Below are 20,787 nucleotides of genomic sequence, written 5' to 3' on the forward strand. Positions count from 1 at the left end.
CTCCTGTTTCCTTAAATCTTGCCGCGTTGGCTTTCTTCTAACTGATAGACCAAAGCGATGATTTCGGCAATGGCTTCATACATTTCAACAGGGATCAGATCCCCGGGTTCTACTTGGCGATAAAGGGCCCGTGCCACTTCACGATTTTCGATCTGTGGAATATTTTCTTTCAGTGCTTCTGCTTTCATCCGCTGCGCCAGCTGATCTGCCCCTTTGGCCAAGACCCGCGGCACCCCTTCACTGCTGGCATCGTACCGAATCGCAATGGCGAAATGGGTCGGATTGGTGATCAAAACCGTCGCTTCTTTGACGTTGGCGATGGCATTTTGGGTCATCGCACGGTATTTCGCTTTGCGCTGTGCTTTGACTTGCGGATCACCTTCCATTTGCTTGAACTCTTCTTTGACTTCCTGCTTGCTCATCATCAAGTTCTTGCGATGGCTATAGCGTTGGTAGCCGTAGTCGACTACTGCCAAAATGATCAAAAAAATCGAGATCTGTAAAAACAATTCTTTGGCCCGCAGCAGCATGAACAAAATCGTTTTTTCCAACCGCACTTCACTCAAACCCAGTAAAACAGGGACGGCAGCTAAAAATTGTTGATAGCACAAGTAGACGATCACGCCGAATTTCGCCAATGTTTTGCCTAAATTCATCAACGAGCGCAAACTGAATTGCTGCTTGATCCCGCTGATAGGGTTCAGCTTTTTAAAATCTGGTTTGACGGCCTTGCCAGAAAACAACAGACCGACTTGGGCATAATTCGTGAGAAGCCCGACTCCGAGCGCGACCAAAAAGACGGGCGCACACAACAAAAGCAGCAGCAAGATACTCTGCACCCCTAGTTTCGGCAGATCCGCCAAACTGGTTTGATAATCAGCCAGCTGCGCCAAACTTCGGGAAAAATAAGGCAAAAAAGAAGCGGCGAAAAACTGCCATAAAGACAGGATCAAAAACGAGAAGACCAATAGCGAAACAGCTGCTGCTAATTCCTGGGTCTTAGGGACCTCCCCGCGTTTGCGGGCATCCCGCAGCCGCTTGGCACTAGGTAGTTCGGTTTTGCCATCTTTTTCTGCCATCTTCTCACCTCCTGCTGGCTACCTGTTACTTTATTGAAAGGACTCGATAAACTCCTGCAAATAGCGGACCGTATCTGGCAAGTGTTTGCCTAAGTACGAAAGAACATTGGGTAGTAGCAAGAGAAACACCACAAAACTGATGGCGGTTTTCATCGAAAGACTCATCATCAAAATATTGATCTGGGGAATCGACCGAGAAATCACACCTAGCACCAGGTCCACCAACAGCAGCGCAATGATCATTGGTGCCGCAAGATTGACTGCCATCACCATCATTTGGCTGAAAAGTTTGACGATGCCTTCAACCGTCGTGCCTTGGATCACCACAGAGCCTAAGGGCACGATCCGAAAAGACAACAGCAATGCTGTGATCAGTCGATGATGCAGATCAAGTCCAAAAAACACAGCGATCGTCAGCCAATAGTACGTTTTGCCATACTGGGAAGAGGCGATTTGCAACGTCGGATCATAGGCTTGCGCCATCGAAAAGCCTACTTGAAAGTCGATCAGTTGACCCGCAATTTCCACACCAGTAAAGACCAGCTGACTCAAATAGCCCATCGCCATCCCAAACAGTACTTCCTTGATGACGAAAACCGTCAGCATAAAGAGGGAAAGCTCGGGAATCGCAGGTGTCGTCGGCAGACATAGGACCGTCAACGCCATGCCGATCACGATTTTTGCCAGTGACGGAAAATCTTGCTGTGAGAAGATCGGACAAAGGACGACAAACGCCAATATTCGACAAAAAATCAACACCGTCGCTTGAATCGGCGCCATCAGGTTTCCTCCTTACATTGCCGCAATCATCTTGAAAATCATTTTGGTAAAATTCAACAAGAGATTCAGCATAAAATTCCCCGCCAAGATCAAGGTCAAAAAAATCGCTAATAGTTTCGGCACAAAGCTCAACGTTTGTTCTTGGATTTGGGTAGTGGCTTGAAAAATACTGATCACCAATCCAACGAGCATGCCAACCAATAAGGCAGGGCCAGATATCGCTAAAATTCGAAGAAAGGCTTCCCTTAGCACATCAAGTACCATTTCTACTGTCATTTCCTCTTGGCTCCTTTCTTAGCGGCTATTGAAAGCTCTTGATCAGCGACTCCACGATCAGATACCAGCCATCCACTAAAACAAATAGTAAGATCTTGAAGGGCAGTGAGATCATGATCGGCGACAGCATCATCATCCCCATCGACATCAAGATACTGGAGACGACCAGATCAATGATCAAAAAGGGGATAAAAATCAAAAAGCCGATACTGAAAGCCGTTCGTAACTCACTGATAATAAACGCCGGTACCATAACGGTCAGAGGAACATCGTCAGAAGAATGATACTTTTCGGTCTCCCCATCAGCTTCCGCAAACAAGGCAATGTCTTTTTCCCGTGTCTGTACCATCATAAAGGCCTTGATCCGTTTTTCTGAGCGGTCAAAGGCTTCGGCTTGGCTGATCTCTTGTCGATCAAACGGTTCGATCGCTTGCTGGTAGACGTCGGTATACACAGGTTTCATAATAAAAAATGTCAAGAATAAGGCCAACCCGATCAACACTTGATTGGGCGGGTTTTGCTGTGTACCTAACGAACTGCGCACAAAGGACAAGACCATGATGATACGAGTAAAAGAAGTCATCATGATCAGCAAGACTGGTAAAAGGGAAAGCAGCGTCAGCAACAAGAAGGTATTGATCGTATCACTTGAGCCATTCCCATTCGACAATAAATTGTTGATGGTGGAACTGACGTCTTCCGTGTCTAGCGCAAATGCCGTCTGCGGAAGCATCAGACTGCTGAAAAGGACCGCAGCCATGATCTTGATATCTCTGCCTTTGCTCTTCATTTTTGCTTGCCTCGTTTTCCAGCAATTTCCGCCTTGGCTTTGTTGAGCCATTCAGAAAAGTCTTTGCCAGCTTGCACTTGGGTGCTTTCTAGGCTTTGCTGTAAAAAAGCGGCCGTTTCTTCTGGCGTCAACTCTTTGATGATTTGGTTTTGCTGTTCAGAAAAGCTCATGACATAACATTTGTCCATGATTTGGACGATCCCGATCGAAGACGACTTGCTGACGGCGATTTTTTGCAAAATACGCAGCTGGTGATTGTGCTGGTTCGTGTAACGATTCAAGTATTTCAAACTGATGTTGATCAAATAAAGAATAAGCAGCAAAAACCCAATCATTTTGACCAGCGATAAAAATGTTTCCATCAACATGCCTCTTTCTATTGGATCACTAAATCCGTCACATAAACATCCTTGGCGATTTCTGATCCGTATTCCTGATTAATTGTTTCTTTCAATGCTTTTTTTAAATTCGGTACACTTTCGGCGGAGCTCAAAATACCGCTGGCCTTTTGTTGGCGCAATAAATTCACGACGCTGTCACGAATGACCGCCACATTTTTCGTGGCTTCCGCGCTTTTTTCCTCATCCGCCACTAAAATCGATAAATTGACCTTCATGTATTGCTGCTCTTGGTTGTCTTCTTTGGCCAGATTGACTAAAAATTCATCCAAAGCCACGATCGCTTCGTCTGAGGAGATTTTGCTGCTGTCTTTTGCTGTTTCAGCAGCTGCTGTTTTTTCCCCCGTCAAAAAGTGATTCGTCACTAAGGTCCCGCCGATACTGCCGCCGACTACCACGATCAAGAGGATCGGCAGTAAAACAACCATACTCAAGCCTTTTTTCTCTTTTTCTGCTTTTGGTGCTTTTTCTTCTTTTGCCATCTTTCCCACCCTTACGTTTTCACTTGGTTCGAATGGATCACCGTATGATACTCGATCACCCGCTGCGCAACTTCTTGCGCAGCTTCCGTCACCACTAATGTTTTACCGTCTGTCAGTGTGATCAATGTATCCGGCATTTCTTCGATCCGATAAATCAATGTTGGATTTAAATAGAATGGCTTGCCATTCAATGCGGTCACTAGAATCATGGTCAAACTCCTCTCAATGATGAAGCGTCACGTTCTTAACGTTTTAGATTCAATAATTCTTGCAGCATTTCATCAGAAGTCGTAATGCTTCTTGAATTTGCTTGATAGGCACGGCTCGCAATGATCATTTCGGTAAATTCTGTCGAAAGATCGACATTGGACATTTCCAAGGCACCTGCTTGCAGCGTTCCTGCGCCATTGTTGCCAGGGCCTGCAACGATCGCATTTCCTGAGTTGCTGGTTTGGATATAGTTGTTGCCGCCGACTTTTTCTAAGCCTTCTGGGTTATTGAAGGTTGCGACACCGACTTTTCCCATCACAAAGGTTTGATTGCCGTATTTTGCCAACACTAAGCCATTGGCATCGATCGCCATGGAGTTATAGGTCAAGGTTTCCCCATTGACGGTCAGTGTGCTTGGGATCGACAAGGGAGCTACCGCACCTTGTCCGCTCAATGCCGTGTTTTCATCAAAGTTGTCATCATAGACAACTGGTTGACCGCCATTGACTGAACGACCTAAGACTTGCATCCCATCACTATTGGTCAAGGTTCCGTTGCTGTCGCGCACGAATGCGCCATCTCGTGTGTAATAGGTTTCGCCATTTGCTCCTGGTCCTTGTACCATAAAGTAGCCCTGTCCGCTGATATAAAAATCCATGCTGCGACCTGTCGATTGCGGGGCACCGACTGTATTGATAGTATCGATGGAGCCCGTCTGAACCCCTAAACCGATCTGCGTTGCGTTGATCCCGCCTAAGCCATTGCCTGGCGCAGTTGCGTTAGACATCGTTTGGCTCATCATGTCTTGGAAAAGTACTCGACTTGATTTGAATCCAACCGTATTGACGTTGGCGATATTATTGGAAACCACGTCCATTTTCGTTTGAAGATTTTTCATTCCACTGACACCTGAATATAATGATCGTAACATGCTTGTTTTCCTCCTTATGGTTGGCGTATTTTCCTCTGTCATTCAGAAAATACTTGCAGCCCCTTTTCAGTCCAGCTGCTATTTGATAAATGTGGCGCTGTCAATATTGGTGACGGTGTGAAGCTCATTCATCCCCATCGCCGTAATGATGGTTCGTGAATGGACATCGGCGATCAAGCCCATATCTTTGTACACGAGCAGTGATTCTTTGCTGCCTTTTTCCGCGAGCTCACTAAGCGCCGTTGAAAGGGATTGATAATCATCGTCTTGTAAGGTCAATTCTCTTGCGGTCAAACGCTTTTGCGCATGATGGGAGACTTTGATGTCGCTTTGTTTTTGTTCAAGCATTGCAGAAAAGGCTTGTTTGTCCACGCCTTTGCGGGGATGTTGATAAGGCTCCCCGGCAACTTTTTGCAGCCCCTGTTGAATCGTCAAACTCATTTTGCTTCGCCACCAATCTCTTGGATCGCACTCATACTGTATTCTTTGCCATTTACGACGATTGTGGCGTAGCCATTGGCAAAGCGGACCTTTTCGATGGTTCCTGACAATGTTTCTGTGCCGTCCATCAGAGTGACTTGTTTATTGATCAAGCTAAAGGCTTGCTGCTGTTGCTGTAAAATCACCGAGGTCGTCAACGTTTCGCTCAATTCATTCAAGCTCTCTAAGGTCGTAAATTGAACCAGTTGCGAGATATAGTCGGTGCTACCACCAGAAGAATCGCTGCCTCCCATCGATGGGTTGCTCATAGATGCGGCTAAGATCTTCAAAAAATCATCCATGGAGATATCTGAAGATTTTTTTGTTTGCGTTAATGCTGATGTATTGGCAATACCGGCCGCAGCTGCTGTAATTTCATCTACCATAGGTCTCCTCCTTTACACTAAAATACTGATCGCATGATCGATCGGTGCTAATTGCGGCTCTTCTTCAGCCGTATTGCTTTGATGAAACGGCTTTTTACTTTGTCCTTTTTGGGCCTGTAAAAAACGTTGTTGGCTTAACTGACTGTCACTTGCCATCATATTGCTGGCAAAGGATTGATTTGCCAGCGAACTAGCCTGCTGGACAGAAGCTAACGTAGGTTCTTTGATCGCTAGGATCGGCTGCTCTTGCTTTTGCAAAACTTGCTCTAGCTCATGCTTGATGGACAGCAATAATTCTTTGGCTTGTGGCTGCTGAACGGTCAGTTCTAAGCGGCTGCCTTGGGCATTCGTTTCTAGGGAAAGCTGGATCGTGCCTAATTTTTCGGGAACGAATTGCAGCGTGATTTTTTTCTCGCTTGCCGTGCTGCTCGTTTGGACGAGTTGGGTAGTCGCTTTTGCTAAGGGTAGGACCGCTTGTTCCATATTCGCTTTTGTTGGCGTTGGTCCTTGCTTGGTCAAAAGGGGAGAAACATCAAGCAGCTGCAGTGCTGGTGCCGCCATTTCATTGTCAGTTACTGCTGAAGAAGCAATGGCTTGTGCAGAAACAGCTTCCGCTTTTTTGGCGACTGTTTCATTCGTGCGTTGCAAGGTGCTAGTCGTATCCGTCGCTTGGTGGGTCACTGGCAACACTTGATCCAATGGTCCCGTTTGGCCCAATTGAGCGGTCCCTTCGGTGGACTGTTTCAGCTGTGCTTCTGTCGTCTGCGCAATCGCGGCTTTTGTTACTGAATCGATTTCCTTGAAAGTCGCGATCCCTTTTGCCGTGGACTGCTCTTCGCCTACTAAGTCTTCTGGCAAAGGCGTTTCAAGCGTTGGTGCTGCGGCTTCACTTCTGTCATTTGTCATCAAATCCAGACCTTCAAGCGTAGACTCGGAGGGGTCGATGACTGTGGTGGCTACGTCTATTGGTGCTAAAGCTGCTGTGGCGCTTGTTTGGTTCTGCTCCGTCGTTACCATTGATGCCTGTGCCGCTTCCTGAACCAAGCCTGCAAAAGGTGTCTGGCTGATCTGGCTCATTTCTGGCGCTTGCGTCGTTGCAGATTGTTCAGCTGCTGAAGTGATTTCTGACTCCTGCGGCAGATGTTCCATACTGCTGGCCGTACCCATTTCTGGTGCGGCGGCGATTTGCTCCGTCATCCCTGATGTTTCGATAGGGGCTGGCAGGTTGCTGCCTGCTTGAACTGTCAGCTGTCGCATCATCAAACTGAAGACCTCTGGTGACGCCTCCATCTTTTTTGATTTGCTACCGACAGGTACAGCGGTTGCGGCACTTGTTGTGATCTCTTTCATTGTTCACCTCCTCTCAGCTGATGCTTTGAACCCAAGGTCATCTCATCACTAAAACATTAGTGCTTTAAGAAAATAAGGCGCGATTGCCGAACTCATCCAATTGTTTTTGCTCTTCCAATTGCTGTTCATAGGTGTATTCAGCAAATTGTTTTTCTCGCAGCTTTTCCACGATCTTGCGTTCCTGCTGCGCTTCTACCACCACCGATAAAGACTCTGCCAATTCTTGCTTCACGTGAAACATTTTGTTCTGAACCTCATCGATGGTGGCATTCAAAGCAAGCAAATAGCGTTGCTGCACTTGCATCCGCCCGATGGTCATCTCATTGACATCAAAAAGCTGGGCTTTTTCCTGTGCCAGCGTATTCAGGTGCTGTTCTTGCTGAATCAACAATTGTTGTTTTTGGGCGTACGCTCGTTTGGCTTCTTGCTCAATGGTTTTTCGGTGATCCAATACTTTTTCTAAGGAAAAGTGAAATGCTTGCATGGTTGCTCCTTTATGATCTGTTTTACATGGTCGAACGCTGGCGCTCGATCAGCGCTTCTTCACTGAACAAATGCGCCAATTCAAAAATCGTTTGTTCAAATGGGATCCGCTCATCCACTTTTTGCTGTAAAAACCGTAGGATGGGGTGATGCAACGCGATCGCTTGGTCGGTCAACGCATTACTGCCACTCTTGTAAGCACCAATATCGATCAAATCCTTGGCCTCTGCATAAACGGCCATGTTTTCTTTTAGTTCCCCCGCATGTTCATGCTGTTCCTCAGAAACGAGGGTCTTCATCAAACGGCTGAGGCTGTTTTGAATATCGATGGCAGGATAATGATTTTGAGCGGCGATTTTTCGGGACAACAGAATATGACCGTCAAGAATCCCCCGCACCGCATCAGCGATCGGTTCATTCATGTCATCCCCTTCTACCAAGACGGTATAAAAGGCCGTGATCGAACCTTTGTCCGACATCCCACTGCGTTCTAACAACTTCGGTAAAGCTGTAAACACAGAAGGGGTATAACCTTTGGTCGTCGGTGGTTCACCTGTCGATAGACCGATCTCCCGCTGCGCCATCGCAAAACGGGTCACCGAATCCATCATCAATACGACTTTCTTACCTTGATCGCGGTAATACTCAGCGATCGCTGTTGCCACATGAGCCCCTTTTAATCGTACGAGAGGCGGCATATCGGAAGTAGCACAGACAACGACCGACTTGCGGTAACCTTCTGGGCCTAGATCATTTTCAATAAATTCTTTGACTTCTCGTCCCCGCTCGCCGATCAAGCCGATCACGATGACATCGGCTTCGCAATAACGAGCCAACATCCCCAATAAGGTACTTTTACCGACCCCGCTGCCGGCAAAAATGCCGATCCGTTGGCCAAGGCCGACGGTCAAGAGACCATCGATCGCCCGGACACCTGTCGGCATGATCTCAGCGATTTTCTGACGGCGAAAGGGGTCAGGAGAATCTTGACTAACTGGATATTCTGGCGCACTTTCCAGCTCCAGCGCCATATCTAACGGTCGCCCTAGTCCATCTAAGGTGTGCCCTAGCAGCGTATCATCGATTTTTACCGTTAACGATTTGCCAGTTGGCCGCACCAAACAGCCCGGTCCGATGCCTTCTAGCTGATCAAGGGGCATCAGGAGCACGGTTTTTTTCACAAAGCCTACGACTTCGGCTAAGGCTGTATGTGTCTTGTTTTGCAATGCGACTTCACAGATTTCCCCTATGAAAACCGCCAGCCCTTCGACTTTGATCAGCAGACCTACGACTTCGCTGACTTTGCCGTAGGTGGTAAAAAACGGCTGTGCTTGCGCCGTTTTGCGCAGCGCTGTGATCGGTAATTCAAACGTCATTCCTTCACACTGCTTTCTAGAAATTGGCTCAAAAAGCGAGCGATTTCTTTCCTCAGTTCAAAAACCACCAAGGCATTTTCAGATTCGATACAAAAATCGTGTTCCGCCAAGCTGTCATCTGCCATGAGTAAATAGCGAAACCCGCTGATCGTCTGCTTTTTGGTTTCCAACAATTCTCGCAACCCTGCAAGATGCTGCTCTTGGCTGCGAACAGTCACAAATTGATCGGGTTGTTCAAATTGCCATAGCACAGACTCCACAAAAGGCAGGAAGCCTGCTTGCTCATCTGTAAAACGTTGATTGATCAAGGCTTCAGCGATTGCCATGCCGTAAGCGATCATTTCTTGCTTTTTCTCTGAGCGAAAGGTGTTGATCTCAGAAACGGCTTCAGCGACATTGGCTTGGGCTTGGGCCATCAATGCTTGCGCGGCTTCTTTGCTGGCATTGAGTCCTTCTTGATAGCCTTGTTGAAAGCCGTCTGCTTGTCCTGCTTGAAAGCCTTCCGTTCTCGCTTCTGCTAGAATTTGCGCCGCTTGTTCTTGTGCATCGGTCAAAATCTGCTGCTTCAAGGCTTCCATTTGCTGCAGATGCCGTTCCTGCTCCAACTGGCGTGCACGTCTAGCCGCTTGCAGTTCTGGGTCTAAGCTTGGTTTCTCAATCGGCGCTTTGATGGTCGTATCCGTCAAAATACTGCGCGCAGCTTCGGTCGTTTTGACCGCCTGCTGCTTCAATAAACTGCTATTTGACCACTGCATCTTGGTCGCCCCTTCCGATGTAGATCTCACCGGTTTCATCTAGCCGTCGAATCACAGCCACCACACTTTGTTGGGCTTCTTCTACAGCAGACAAGCGGGTAGGACCCATAAATTGAATTTCTTCTTGCAGATTTTCCACCGCCCGTGATGAGAGGTTGGAGAAAATAAAGTTCTTGATGTCATCGGTCGTGCCTTTAAGCGCTAAGACTAACACATCGTTTTGAACATCTCGCAAGACTTTTTGAACATCCAAGCGATCGAGGGTCACGATATCCTCGAAAGTAAACAAGCTGGATTTCACTTCGTTGGATAGTTCCGGTTGCCGCTTTTCTAAGTCGTTCAAAATGTTCTTTTCGGTGCTGCGGCTGACTGAGTTCAAGATTTCTACCAGTGTGTGCACACCACCGACATTTTCCGTATCGTTCTCAATGTAATTCGAGAATTTGTTCTCGATCACTTTTTCGATCCGTTCGATCACCAAAGGCGACGTACTGGAGATCGTCCCGATCCGTTCAGCGATCTCCACTTGCAAATGATCGGGAAACTGTGACAAGACGCTGGCCGCTTTGTCCGGCTGCATGTAGCACAAAATCAACGCTACCGTTTGTGGATGTTCGCCGATCAACAGATTGGTCAACTGTTGAACATCGGCTTTGCGAGCGATATTAAAGGGCCGTTCCCGCAGCTGAATCTGAGTCAATACGTCAATGACTTCTTTGGCTTTTTGAGGGCCTAATGCTTGGTTCAGCAAATTTTTGGCATAATCGATCCCGCCGTCTAAGACATATTTGCGGGCCGTTGCGGTATGAGAAAATTCCTCCAACACTTGATCCCGCTCTTCGGGACTGACAAAGTCGATGTTGGCGATCTCATAGCTCACTTTTTGTATAAATGATTCTGGCAGCAGCTTCATGATCTTTGCAGAGGTATCTGATCCTAGAGAAATCAGAAGAATCGCTGCTTTTTTTACCCCGTCTATTGTATCCATGGCTGCCCCCTTATTTTTCTTTCATCCAAGCTTTGATCAATTCCGCCGCTACTTCAGGATTGCTTTCGGCATAATTTCTAGCCGTTTGATCCAATGTTGGTTCTCCTGTATGTTCTGCTGTGGCTTCTTGTGTGGATGCTTCTGGCACCGCTGGTTTCGTTTCAGCAGACCGGTTACCGACACCGCCAAAAACGACTTCTTGTGCAACCGGGTTACTCGCTCCGATACTAGCAGCGGATGGTTGTGCAAAAGTGACCATTTCATCCGTCACATCCACTTCCAACTCGTCTTCTTTGCGTCGGCGTCGGATCACGCCAACGATCATTAAGATCACCAAGAACAAGGTCAACACGATACCGCCGATGATGGCATACTTGACATAACCTTTGGCAGCTGCAATCTGTTCATTCCCTTGAGGATCAGCGGCTGGATCAACCTCTGCTTGGGCAAAGTCAAACCCTTGGATCGCAATTTGATCGCCACGATCATTGTCATAGCCGACGGCGCTAGCAATCAACTGCTGCAATTCTGCTTGATCCGCTTGCGAAAGGTTCGCATTGATCACGATTGAGCTGGTCATTCGTTCGATCATGCCAGGAGCCGTAATGGTCGTAGTGGTCTCGGTATCCAATTCATTTTCAACGGAGCGACTGTAGGAATTGTTCCCCTCTCCGTCCGTGCCCGTCACATTGGAGACATTGTCATCCACAGTCCCTGTTTGGGCTTCTTGGACGGTCCCTTGCGAACCAGCTGCCTGCACTGTTTCACTCTTGATCTCTGGGTCATCATAAGTGACTTTCTTCCGCTCGATCGAGTCAAAATTCAAGTCTAAATTGATCGACACTTGGAATTTGTCTGCACCATAGATCGGTGTCAGCAACTTCGCTACTTTTTCTTCTAGCGTTTTTTCATAGGAATCTTTGATGGCAATGTATTTATTGTTTAAGCCACTTAATTGACTGGCTTCATCTTCGGTTCTAGTCAACGTATTGCCCGCGCTATCAACGACTTTTACATTTTCAGGCTTCAGCTTTTCCACTGCGCCGGAAGTCAAGGTAACGATCCCTTGCACGGACTCGTCTGAGATTTGCTGATTTTTCAAGGACAACACGATAGAGGCCGTCGGCGCACTTTCCTCCGAAGAAAAGACACTTTCTTCTGGCATCACGAGTAAAACTTTGGCGGATTTGACCGCATCGATCGACTCGATTGCTCGCTGTAGTTCGCCCGTTACTGCCCGCTGATACATGATTTTGCGGTCTTCATCCGTTGTCATCATGTTGGCATCATCAAATAATTCAAAGCCTGTACTGGTATTTGGTAACTTATTGTCCACGGCAAGATTGATGCGGTATTCATCGACTTGGTCCTTATCGATCAAAATAGTCGTCCCATTGTCGGCTAATTTGTAGGCGATCTGCTGTTCATCCAAATCCTTGCTGATCGTTCCCGCATCGGCATCGCTTAGATCCGTAAACAAGATACCGTATTCAATTCGCGTATTTAAATAATAAACAGCTGCTGTGATTCCGAGAACGCTGATAACGGAAAGAACAACGATCATTTTCTTTAAAGAGCTTTGCATTTGCCAACGGTCTTTGAGTTGTTCTGTCCATTCTTTCACTTTATCCATCATTTATCCTTATTCCCTCACCCACTGCTAAAACTGCATATTTTTCACGTCATTGTAAGCTTCTAAACACTTGTTTCGTACTTGAACGGCTGTTTGTAGCGCCAGTTGCGCCTCCGTCATGCGAATCATCACATTGCCTAGATCGCTTTCATCGCCGGTGATCAAATTTACAGTATCTTGATCCATGACCGCCGTTTTTTGATTCAACTGATCGACCGCATGGGTCAAGTAAGAAGAAAACTGATTTTCCTTGGCGCCTGCAACACTGGTCTCGTTTGAAGCAGCCCCCGTGCCTAGTGTCCGCAAAACGTTTTGGTAGTCTGTTAATCCTGTCGTTAAAAGTCCATCCATTTTCTCGTTACCCCTTTGATATTTCTAATGCTTTTTTCAAGATCGTTTTATTCATTTCTGAAGCAGAAACATTGGCTTCGTACGTTCGAACCGCTTGCAACATTGCCACCATTTCATCGGCAATATCCACATTTGATTGACCGACATATCCCTCGTCGTTGGCAGCGGGATTGGTAGGATCATAGGTCAGCTTTTCTGTCTCATCGGCAGCGATCCCCGTCACTTTGACACCGTATGTAGTCGGTGTACCTTCACGGCTATTTTTTAAATTTTCTGAAAAAAGAATACTCTTTTTTTGATAAGCCGCGGTTGTTTGTGTTTGATTCGTATTTACATTTGCGATATTGCTGGAGATCGTATCTAGTTTTAACCGTTCCAATGCTAGACCGCTCGCGTTGATCGTTAGTCCGTTAAACATACCCATTTATTTTTCCTGCGCTTTCTATCAATTACTCAATACAAGGTTCATCATTTGCAAGCGTCCGTTGACTTGTGCGGTCAATGCACTGTAATATAACCCATTGGCTGCTTGATCCAACATCTCCACTTCAAGATCCACGTTATTGCCGTTGTCTTTGATGCTGGTAGTTGCATTTTCAGTGATTTTCGGTTTTACTTGAGAAACTGCAGCGTCGGTCCCTGACGAAGCGAGTGCCTGCTTTAATTCGCTTTCAAACACGATGCGTTTTGCTTTGTACCCATCCGTGTTGACATTGGCGATATTAGACGAAATCAATTCTGCGCGTTGTGCAGAAACGTTCATGGCTGTTTTTAATAAATCATAGGTATCCAACAATAATTGCTCCTTCCACCTTCTGTACCAAACGTTTTTTTCACCGATGGAACAGAAACAAATATATTTATTGATTTTTTTGTTATAGATTAAAAAAACAAGAAGACGTGATGTCATTATAGTAGAATTGTTTTTATTTTACAATTTGATTTTTGCAACTTTACGGATATGACATTTAAGTTACAGGTATGTTATGTTATTTGTTAAACACTGTTTCATCGCAATTTCGTCCCCAGTTATAAAAAGTAAACGATCGATATAAAGCGTTTTACAAGCATATCTATACTTTTTGATCAAAATCATTTTTTTGATAAAAAAACAAGCATTATTCGAAAAATTGATTAAAACATTTTCATTTGTGTTTGATGGTATGACAAACCCTGAGAAATACTTCACGAAAAAAAACGGTACCATCTATAAATATTCACAAAAATTGCAAGCTGTACCATTTCAAAAATTTGACGAAACTTGTCAAAAAAAGAACAAAAAAAAGAGAAGCAGAAAATTTATTTTAGTTATTTTTTGGATTATTTTTTTTTGCTATTAAGAATGATTTTAATTCACCGATAAAATAAATGAGGGTTTAAAACCTGGAAATAGAATTTAGGAGGACGCAACAAATGGATTTTTTCTTGCTGATCGGTATTATTTTAGGATTGATATCTGTGGTGGTTGGGATGATTGTAAAAGGTGCCAATGTGGCCGTTTTGATTAATCCGGCAGCCGCGATCATCATTTTCGTCGGTGTGATCGCAGCCGTTATCAATTCATTTCCCAGCAGTGATATCAAAAAAATCCCGAAGATCTTCGGCGTTCTGCTGAAAAATAAAGAATACGACTTAAAAACAACCATCAATACCATCGTTGAATTAGCCAACCAAGCTCGGCGCGATGGCCTACTATCTCTTGAAGGTGCTATCCAAAACTTAGAAGATCCTTTTTTAAAAAAGGGCTTGGAAATGGTGGTGGATGGCATCGCTGCCGAACAGATCCAAGAAATCATGGAAAATGAGATCTATGGGATCGAAGAACGGCATCGCATCGGCTCGGCTATTTTTAAAACCGCCGGCACGAGTTCCCCGACCTTAGGGGTGTTAGGAGCCGTGATCGGACTGATTGGGGCGCTAGGCAATTTAGAGGATGTAGAAGCACTGGGTCATATGATCTCGGCGGCTTTCGTGGCGACCCTTTACGGTATTTTCTTCGGTTATGTGCTGTTCATTCCCTTTAGTTCACGACTGACCTTAAAATCGGAGCAAGAGGTCCAAATGATGTCGATCATCGTGGAAGGGGTCTTAGCGATCCAAGCCGGACAATCACCGAAAAGCATTGAGAAAAAATTATACAGCTTGATCGATCCAAAAAAACGGCAAGAACAATTATAAAGGGTGAAGCGACATGAAACGAAAAAAGAAACATGAAGAACATGTAGACGAAGCGTGGCTTTTGCCTTACTCGGATATGTTGACCTTACTGCTGGCTTTGTTCATCGTCATGTTTGCCATGGCGAAAGTCGATGATGAGAAGTTCCAAGAAATCCGAAGCGAATTCGGCACCATCCTTTCCAGCCACCACAGCAATGCCTCCGTCATCGGGTCAGTGATCGATATGGGCGAGACCACGCCGCGAAAAAAAGCCGCCACTTCTGCCGAAGCACAAGCGCAAGAAGCAGCAGTTCGGACCCAACTGGAAAATCAACAGCTAGAAAAAATCAGCGACCAGCTGTCACAAGAACTCGCCGCTTCTGGATTAAAAGACCAGACAGAAGTTCGCTTGGAATCTGATGGCTTGCATATCACGTTAGCTAGCAGTATTTTGTTTGCCTCTGGCAGCGCCGAGATCACGGACACCACTCGTCAGTCACTGGATCTACTCTCGGACTCACTGAAAAAACTAAAAGCTAACAAAATCGTGATCGCCGGGCATACCGATAACGTACCGGAAAAAGGCAATGGCCGCTACCAATCTAACTGGGATCTTAGTTCCGCTCGTGCCATTACCGTTATGGAATACTTCATCAGCAAAGGCGCTGTTTTAGAAAAAAATGCTGCCATTCAAGCCTTTGCCGATACCGAACCGAAAGCCGATAACAACACCCCCCAAGGCCGCTCGGAAAACCGCCGCGTGGAGATGATCATCCAACGAACCGAAGCGGCAGTTACTCAATGAATGGACTTATTTAAACAAAAAAACGATCCCTTATAAATAATAGGGGATCGTTTTTCCTGAGGTAGCTGGTGCAGCAATCAAACCAAGAACCATTCAGTCCCGACATCCTGCCAATCACTCTAAGAGAATGTCGGCTCTCTTAGAAATATAGCAAAAAGTATACTATTAGCGTAGGCGCTGCACACTCATTACCTATGACCAATCATTCTTCAATGACCAGTTTAATCGGGGTACATTCTCCCCCATTGCAACTACTTTCAGAAACACTGCAAGCGGCGACTGCAAGTAACACATCCATTTCTGCTACTAAGACGATTTTATCTCCCGCTTTTGACAAAGGTGTCTCGACGGAAAGTTTGCCATTAGGTAATATTTTTGTATACATAAAAATATTAAACGGCGTGATTTCATCTCGTTGGTGTCCTAAAACATCCATCAGTGATCGATTGATATTTGCCAAGCAGCTAGGGTGATTTTTCCCAGTATCATAAAAAAAGTCATACATCTCTGGACGGCAACATGGGTGCAACAAGTCATGTTCCTTCACATCATCTTCAACGATCGTAAACATTTTCTTGTACTGATTGGTATAGAGACGATCCCCTGTGCTGACCTTCAAACTTTCATTACAATCAATAGTGACTCCAGCAGACAAGTATTCTTTAGGATCTGTTGGATTAACCGCAAAAAAATCAACTACTTGTTGTCCTTCTACATCGATAATCTCAATCTTACTACCACTCTTAACCAATACTGCAGCACCACTTTGTGCTTCAATCATATATTCTTCCGCCATTTTTTCCCCTCCTAAACAATGAAAATCCCTTTTCTCTACTTTTCTTAATAGGAACAGTAGTTGTTTCCTAGCCAAATACTACTCCTTGAAAAACAAATTGCAATATCCATAAAAAATGAGGACAATGCCCACCAATGTGGAATGGTCAATAAAAGGAATGTCAAAAACCATTGAAAGCAACCCATTTAAGCCTAAAATGATGATACCCATAACCAATATCAACCAAGAAGCGAGACGAATCAATTGGTATTCTTTTCCAAAGATCTTCAGCAACTATCTCCCCCCTTTTCTCCTCTATCTTTTATGCGCTTTCATAATGATCAACCATACGTCACCTTTTAAAGTTTTTATTTGGCAAAAGATCCCCACTGGTTGCTGCTTTTTTCATTATAACAGATGTTTCACGCCTTGCCCCGCGGTTTTCTGACAAACCTTTTTAGCCCATTTGACGGCTTTTTTTGACTATCTCCATCGAAAAACCCCCATTACCAACGAATTTATTGGTAATGGGGGGGTTAATCAGCTTTCGCTAGACAATCAATTATTTCTCCACTTCAAAACGATTGGTCAATCGCTTCAACTCTTCTGCAATGTCTCTGAGGTCTGCCACATGGTTGGTAAATTCATCCATGGTTGCCAAGACTTCTTCTGCATTTGCGGAAACTTCTTGTGTACCAGCGGCATTTTCTTCCGTTGATGCGGAAATGTTTTCTAAGTTTTCCAGTACACTGTTTTGAATATTTTCGATACGGGCACTGGCTGCTTCAATATGATGGATGCCTTCGATCATATAGCTGCTGCGTTGGAAAACTTCTTTTGAAGACGAGATCGCTTCTTTGATCAAGTTGGTTTGGCGAACGCCACCTTTGACAGACGCCGACGTTTGTTTAACCATTTGACTAGATTGCTCACGAATTTCTTCAATGATCGCTTCGATCTCTTTGGTAGAGGCTTTGCTTTGTTCCGCCAATTTACGGATTTCAGCAGCCACGACGGCAAAGCCTTTGCCCGACTCACCTGCACTTGCGGCCTCGATCGATGCATTCAAGGCTAGCAAGTTGGTTTGGTAAGAAATATCGTTGATGACCCTAATGATCGAGTTGATGTTTTGGATACTATCATTCATTCCCGTCATGTTCGACATCAAGCGCTCCATCTGTGCCAACTCTTGTCGCCAACTGTCATCGACTTGATCCATGATCGTTAAGTTTTCTTGATTGATCTTCGTAGATTCTTGCGATTTGCTGCTCATGCCGCCAACATTTTCTCGTAATTCTTTCACGACTTGCGAGAGGTTTTGCATTTGGGACACGCTGTATTCTGTTTCTTGGGCTTGAGCACCGGTCACTTCAGCAATACCTGTAATGGTTTGAGAGACTTCTTCTGTCGCAATATTGGTTTGTTTTGACAATTCTAATAAAGAATCCGACATTCCTGCGACACTGTTGCTTTCTTTTTGGACTTTTTGGATCAATGCACCCGTGCCTTCGATCATCACATTGTAATTGTCCGCCATTTGCTGGATCTCATTGCCTGCTTTGTCTGGATAAACAACTCGGCGTGCCAATTGCGCCCATGTCCATTTTTCGCCTTTGGCTCTTTTGGTTTTGCTCATCTTCTCTAGTTTGCCTTCACCAACTTTTCTAAAGTAACGATTGAAGCAATCGATGATTGCTGCGACTACTTTGATCGCGGCATAAGAAACCAGTCCTACAAAGAGCAACATCAAGATCGTAACGATAATGGTGGTGCGGACTAACGCTCCTAATTCTTTGTCTAGATCACTAGCTTTGACTTCGGAGTACGCCCAAACATTGGAATCAGCAGACTTGTCATACAACACATCGTTGACTTTATTCGAGTCGCCTAAGCCAACCATGCCTGTCGGATCTTTAGCTTCTTTGATTTTTTGGAATACTTCTTCTTCTTTGATATTCTTACCGATTTGTTTGGTGTTTTTTGAGGTCACGATGACCCCAGATTCTGAAACTAAGGTGACATTCCCAGTCCGCCCTACGGTAAAGGAAGACAAGATGTTTTGAATGCTTTCATAGGAAACATCGACGCTTAAAACCCCCACTTGATTATGGGAATTTTTGACCCTGATTGAAGCCGACGTCACAAATTGATTCGACACCGTATCTAAATAAGGTGCTGTCCAATACACTTCTCCTTCGGCTTTCACGGCCCCTTTGTACCACGGACGAATCGTAGGCTTATAATCATCCGGTAAGGGATTGAAGGTCACATACTCATCATCTTCTGTCCCAAAAGTCACTGCTAAGAAGCTGTTGCTTCCAGCAATCGCTAAAGAAAGATCTGAACGGATACGCCCCATACTGAATTCTGTTTTCATCGCTGGCAGTTCAGCCATTGATTTCAATTTGCTTTCCGTCGATCGGCGCAAACTCTTTTCTTCCGCCAAGATCAAATTGACGGCACTTTCTTTGTTCAAATCATTTCGTTCAATCAATAAGTTCTTGGTGGTTAAATAGGAACTTGTCAGCATGACAATGATCGGGATCCCCGCAACCAGCATCAAGGTGATCATCACATAAATTCCTATCGTCTTTTTTCTTTTTTTCACAACTGTGCCACTCCTTCATTTCCAATTTCACACGATCCAATGAAGACTCGTCCATAGACGACCCTTAGTAAGGATAATCGGTTATTTCTTTGAATGATTAAGAGGGTTCATTGGCAGAAACGGCTGCAAGCGCATTTTCTTTTTTGCTAAGGCTTACGGTTGCTGTTGTAACGAATAGAAAAGCTCCTCAGTCATCAAGGAGCGTTGCGACTGCATAAAAATAGCCAGCACGGAAGTTTCCGCACTGGCTGTAGGGTCCCATTTAATGGGACTGCTTTTTATTATCTATAACTCTTTGATGACAGCTTTTTCTTCCGCCGTCAAAGCGAAATCAAAGAGCGCTAAATTTTCGGCTTGATGTTTTTCTGAATGGGATTTCGGAATCACGATCACCCCACGCTCGATTTGGTAACGCAAGACCACTTGGCTCCAGGTTTTTTGATACGCTTCACCGATTTGGGCCAAGGTTTCCCGAGCCGCTTCTGAAATCCGGGAAAGTGGCCCCCAGGCTTCTGGCACTACCTGATTGGCTAAGGAATACGCGATGATCGCATCATTCCACTTGCCCGGATGCGATTCGATCTGATTGACCGCTGGTTTGATCCGACTGTTTGCCAATAAATAGCTAAGTTCTTCTTCTTGGAAATTGGACACCCCGATCGCTTTTAAGACTCCTTTATCGACATAAGCCTCAAGAACCGCCCAGACAGCGGCAATCTCTGCCAAGTTGTCCCACGGATGATGGATCAAATAAAGATCGATCGATTCCGTCTGCAAGGCTGCTAAACTCGCTTCAACAGACGCTTTCACGGCAGCTGCATCTTGCGTGTACTCCGGTTTGCCAGGAATCTTAGAAGTCAGGAAAAATTCGCTGCGGTCGATCCCGCTTTCCTTGATGGCTTTGCCTACCACGGCTTCGTTGCGATAAGAAATCGCCGTATCAAAATGCCGATACCCAAGCTTGATGGCAGTCAATAGCTCTGTCGTATCATCATTGATCGCACCTTGGTATTCTCGGTTTTCTTTTCCAAATGTATTCGTCCCACTGCCGATCACTGGAATCTGAATGCCGGTATTCAATTCAATCGTTTCCATGCTGCTTCCCCCTTTGTGTTGTTTCTAGTCTATCAAAAAAGCAGGAGTATGGGGAAGAAAAACTCTTATTGCCGCTAAAAAACGGGGAAAAGCACAAAACGCATGTTCAAGCTGCCCCTCCTCCGTTATACTGAGGGTAAGACACGAAACACCCAAATAAGGAGGGTTACTTTTGAAAAAAACACTGTTTTTTCTTTGTGGATCACTGACATTCGGTTTAGGTACGTTAGGAATCTTTTTGCCTTTCTTACCTACAACGGTCTTTTACTTGCTGACGGCTTATTTCTGGCTGCGGAGTTCCGATACCTATTATCAACGCTTGGTTCAATCAGAAAATTATCAAAAATACATTGAAAAACCACTCGTACAAAAACAGCTGAGCACTAAGGGAATGGTTCGGATGTTTGCCATGATGCTGGTAGTCTTTGCAATTCCTGCACTATTGATCCCTAATCTGCTGGTACGTTTCGTCCTCGTTGCCATCTACCTCGCCCATGTCATTGGGATCACTTGGTATTTAAAAGGACGCAAACCTGCGATCCAAAAAACGGATCAGCCCCTGTAAGAACGACGCTGCACGAACACACCGTAATCCACCA

Annotated in this window: 26 protein-coding genes; 3 read left to right on the top strand and 23 right to left on the bottom strand. The window is 45.3% G+C overall.

All coding sequences use genetic code 11. The features are described from left to right. Nucleotides 1–11 precede the first annotated feature (11 nt). From IAE45_RS07475 to flgB, 19 genes are all read right to left on the bottom strand, one after another. The gene (locus tag IAE45_RS07475; protein WP_200125673.1) at nt 12–1,079 is read right to left on the bottom strand and encodes an EscU/YscU/HrcU family type III secretion system export apparatus switch protein; all 1,068 of its coding nucleotides are present in this window, start codon (nt 1,077–1,079) and stop codon (nt 12–14) included. A 30-nt stretch (nt 1,080–1,109) separates the two neighbouring features. After that, a complete protein-coding gene (fliR, locus tag IAE45_RS07480) occupies nt 1,110–1,859 on the bottom strand; it encodes a flagellar biosynthetic protein FliR (protein ID WP_200125675.1) in 750 nt (249 codons plus the stop codon). 12 nt (nt 1,860–1,871) lie between these two features. Then, nucleotides 1,872–2,135 carry a flagellar biosynthesis protein FliQ gene (gene fliQ, locus IAE45_RS07485; protein WP_005226613.1) on the bottom strand — a complete coding sequence of 88 codons (264 nt, stop codon included), beginning with the start codon at nt 2,133–2,135 and terminating at the stop codon, nt 1,872–1,874. 25 nt (nt 2,136–2,160) lie between these two features. Then, entirely contained in the window at nt 2,161–2,925 is a 765-nt protein-coding gene (gene fliP / locus IAE45_RS07490) for a flagellar type III secretion system pore protein FliP (protein WP_081117652.1), read from the bottom strand. Continuing rightward, entirely contained in the window at nt 2,922–3,287 is a 366-nt protein-coding gene (locus IAE45_RS07495; protein ID WP_005231716.1) for a flagellar biosynthetic protein FliO, read from the bottom strand. Before IAE45_RS07495 ends, fliP begins: the two co-directional genes overlap by 4 nt. Before the next feature lie 14 nt (nt 3,288–3,301). Then, on the bottom strand, nt 3,302–3,805 hold the full coding sequence (locus IAE45_RS07500) for a flagellar basal body-associated FliL family protein (RefSeq protein ID WP_005472968.1): 504 nt from the start codon (nt 3,803–3,805) through the stop codon (nt 3,302–3,304). A gap of 11 nt (nt 3,806–3,816) precedes the next feature. Further along, nucleotides 3,817–4,014, bottom strand: a complete 198-nt coding sequence (locus IAE45_RS07505; RefSeq protein WP_005226609.1) for a flagellar FlbD family protein — start codon at nt 4,012–4,014, stop codon at nt 3,817–3,819. Nucleotides 4,015–4,049: 35 nt separating this feature from the next. Further along, nucleotides 4,050–4,946 carry a flagellar hook-basal body complex protein gene (locus IAE45_RS07510; protein WP_194195022.1) on the bottom strand — a complete coding sequence of 299 codons (897 nt, stop codon included), beginning with the start codon at nt 4,944–4,946 and terminating at the stop codon, nt 4,050–4,052. Nucleotides 4,947–5,024: 78 nt separating this feature from the next. Beyond that, nucleotides 5,025–5,387, bottom strand: a complete 363-nt coding sequence (locus IAE45_RS07515) for a flagellar protein (protein ID WP_015508733.1) — start codon at nt 5,385–5,387, stop codon at nt 5,025–5,027. Further along, nucleotides 5,384–5,812, bottom strand: a complete 429-nt coding sequence (locus IAE45_RS07520) for a flagellar hook capping FlgD N-terminal domain-containing protein (RefSeq protein WP_200125677.1) — start codon at nt 5,810–5,812, stop codon at nt 5,384–5,386. The genes IAE45_RS07515 and IAE45_RS07520 overlap by 4 nt, the downstream gene beginning before the upstream one ends. A gap of 12 nt (nt 5,813–5,824) precedes the next feature. Next, on the bottom strand, nt 5,825–7,162 hold the full coding sequence (locus IAE45_RS07525; RefSeq protein ID WP_200125679.1) for a flagellar hook-length control protein FliK: 1,338 nt from the start codon (nt 7,160–7,162) through the stop codon (nt 5,825–5,827). 64 nt (nt 7,163–7,226) lie between these two features. After that, nucleotides 7,227–7,646 carry a flagellar export protein FliJ gene (gene fliJ, locus IAE45_RS07530; RefSeq protein WP_005232789.1) on the bottom strand — a complete coding sequence of 140 codons (420 nt, stop codon included), beginning with the start codon at nt 7,644–7,646 and terminating at the stop codon, nt 7,227–7,229. Nucleotides 7,647–7,668: 22 nt separating this feature from the next. Next, on the bottom strand, nt 7,669–9,021 hold the full coding sequence (gene fliI, locus IAE45_RS07535; protein WP_077453131.1) for a flagellar protein export ATPase FliI: 1,353 nt from the start codon (nt 9,019–9,021) through the stop codon (nt 7,669–7,671). After that, complete coding sequence (locus tag IAE45_RS07540; protein ID WP_200125681.1) at nt 9,018–9,776, bottom strand: FliH/SctL family protein; 759 nt, start codon at nt 9,774–9,776, stop codon at nt 9,018–9,020. The genes fliI and IAE45_RS07540 overlap by 4 nt, the downstream gene beginning before the upstream one ends. Beyond that, nucleotides 9,760–10,764 (bottom strand): flagellar motor switch protein FliG, encoded by a 1,005-nt coding sequence (gene fliG, locus IAE45_RS07545; protein ID WP_005226586.1) that lies wholly within the window; start codon nt 10,762–10,764, stop codon nt 9,760–9,762. Before fliG ends, IAE45_RS07540 begins: the two co-directional genes overlap by 17 nt. Nucleotides 10,765–10,774: 10 nt before the next feature. Further along, a complete protein-coding gene (gene fliF / locus IAE45_RS07550; RefSeq protein WP_050790974.1) occupies nt 10,775–12,397 on the bottom strand; it encodes a flagellar basal-body MS-ring/collar protein FliF in 1,623 nt (540 codons plus the stop codon). A 27-nt stretch (nt 12,398–12,424) separates the two neighbouring features. After that, a complete protein-coding gene (gene fliE / locus IAE45_RS07555) occupies nt 12,425–12,748 on the bottom strand; it encodes a flagellar hook-basal body complex protein FliE (RefSeq protein WP_081117647.1) in 324 nt (107 codons plus the stop codon). A 7-nt stretch (nt 12,749–12,755) separates the two neighbouring features. Further along, on the bottom strand, nt 12,756–13,172 hold the full coding sequence (gene flgC / locus IAE45_RS07560) for a flagellar basal body rod protein FlgC (RefSeq protein WP_200125683.1): 417 nt from the start codon (nt 13,170–13,172) through the stop codon (nt 12,756–12,758). 21 nt (nt 13,173–13,193) lie between these two features. Beyond that, nucleotides 13,194–13,541, bottom strand: a complete 348-nt coding sequence (gene flgB, locus IAE45_RS07565) for a flagellar basal body rod protein FlgB (protein ID WP_442784171.1) — start codon at nt 13,539–13,541, stop codon at nt 13,194–13,196. Nucleotides 13,542–14,161: 620 nt separating this feature from the next. On the opposite strand from flgB, the gene motA reads away from it, so the two are divergent. Next, nucleotides 14,162–14,926, top strand: a complete 765-nt coding sequence (gene motA / locus IAE45_RS07570; RefSeq protein ID WP_005232810.1) for a flagellar motor stator protein MotA — start codon at nt 14,162–14,164, stop codon at nt 14,924–14,926. 13 nt (nt 14,927–14,939) lie between these two features. Then, nucleotides 14,940–15,710 carry an OmpA/MotB family protein gene (locus IAE45_RS07575; protein ID WP_077453142.1) on the top strand — a complete coding sequence of 257 codons (771 nt, stop codon included), beginning with the start codon at nt 14,940–14,942 and terminating at the stop codon, nt 15,708–15,710. A 202-nt stretch (nt 15,711–15,912) separates the two neighbouring features. On the opposite strand, the gene IAE45_RS07580 is transcribed toward IAE45_RS07575, so the two are convergent. The 4 genes from IAE45_RS07580 to IAE45_RS07595 all read right to left on the bottom strand — a co-directional run bounded on the left by IAE45_RS07580 (nt 15,913) and on the right by IAE45_RS07595 (nt 20,188). Beyond that, nucleotides 15,913–16,506 (bottom strand): DUF1989 domain-containing protein, encoded by a 594-nt coding sequence (locus IAE45_RS07580; RefSeq protein ID WP_077453144.1) that lies wholly within the window; start codon nt 16,504–16,506, stop codon nt 15,913–15,915. A gap of 78 nt (nt 16,507–16,584) precedes the next feature. Continuing rightward, a complete protein-coding gene (locus tag IAE45_RS07585) occupies nt 16,585–16,779 on the bottom strand; it encodes a hypothetical protein (protein ID WP_077453146.1) in 195 nt (64 codons plus the stop codon). A 268-nt stretch (nt 16,780–17,047) separates the two neighbouring features. Beyond that, nucleotides 17,048–19,093, bottom strand: coding sequence for a methyl-accepting chemotaxis protein (locus tag IAE45_RS07590; protein WP_200125687.1), 2,046 nt, complete (start codon nt 19,091–19,093; stop codon nt 17,048–17,050). 285 nt (nt 19,094–19,378) lie between these two features. After that, nucleotides 19,379–20,188: an aldo/keto reductase family protein gene (locus IAE45_RS07595; protein WP_200125689.1), complete on the bottom strand. Its 810-nt coding sequence runs from the start codon at nt 20,186–20,188 to the stop codon at nt 19,379–19,381. A gap of 172 nt (nt 20,189–20,360) precedes the next feature. Between IAE45_RS07595 and IAE45_RS07600 the strand changes: the two genes are divergently transcribed. Then, the gene (locus tag IAE45_RS07600; RefSeq protein ID WP_200125691.1) at nt 20,361–20,753 is read left to right on the top strand and encodes a YbaN family protein; all 393 of its coding nucleotides are present in this window, start codon (nt 20,361–20,363) and stop codon (nt 20,751–20,753) included. The last annotated feature ends 34 nt before the right edge of the window (nt 20,754–20,787 follow it).

Source organism: Enterococcus sp. S53, from assembly GCF_016516865.1.
Lineage (GTDB): Bacteria > Bacillota > Bacilli > Lactobacillales > Enterococcaceae > Enterococcus_D > Enterococcus_D innesii.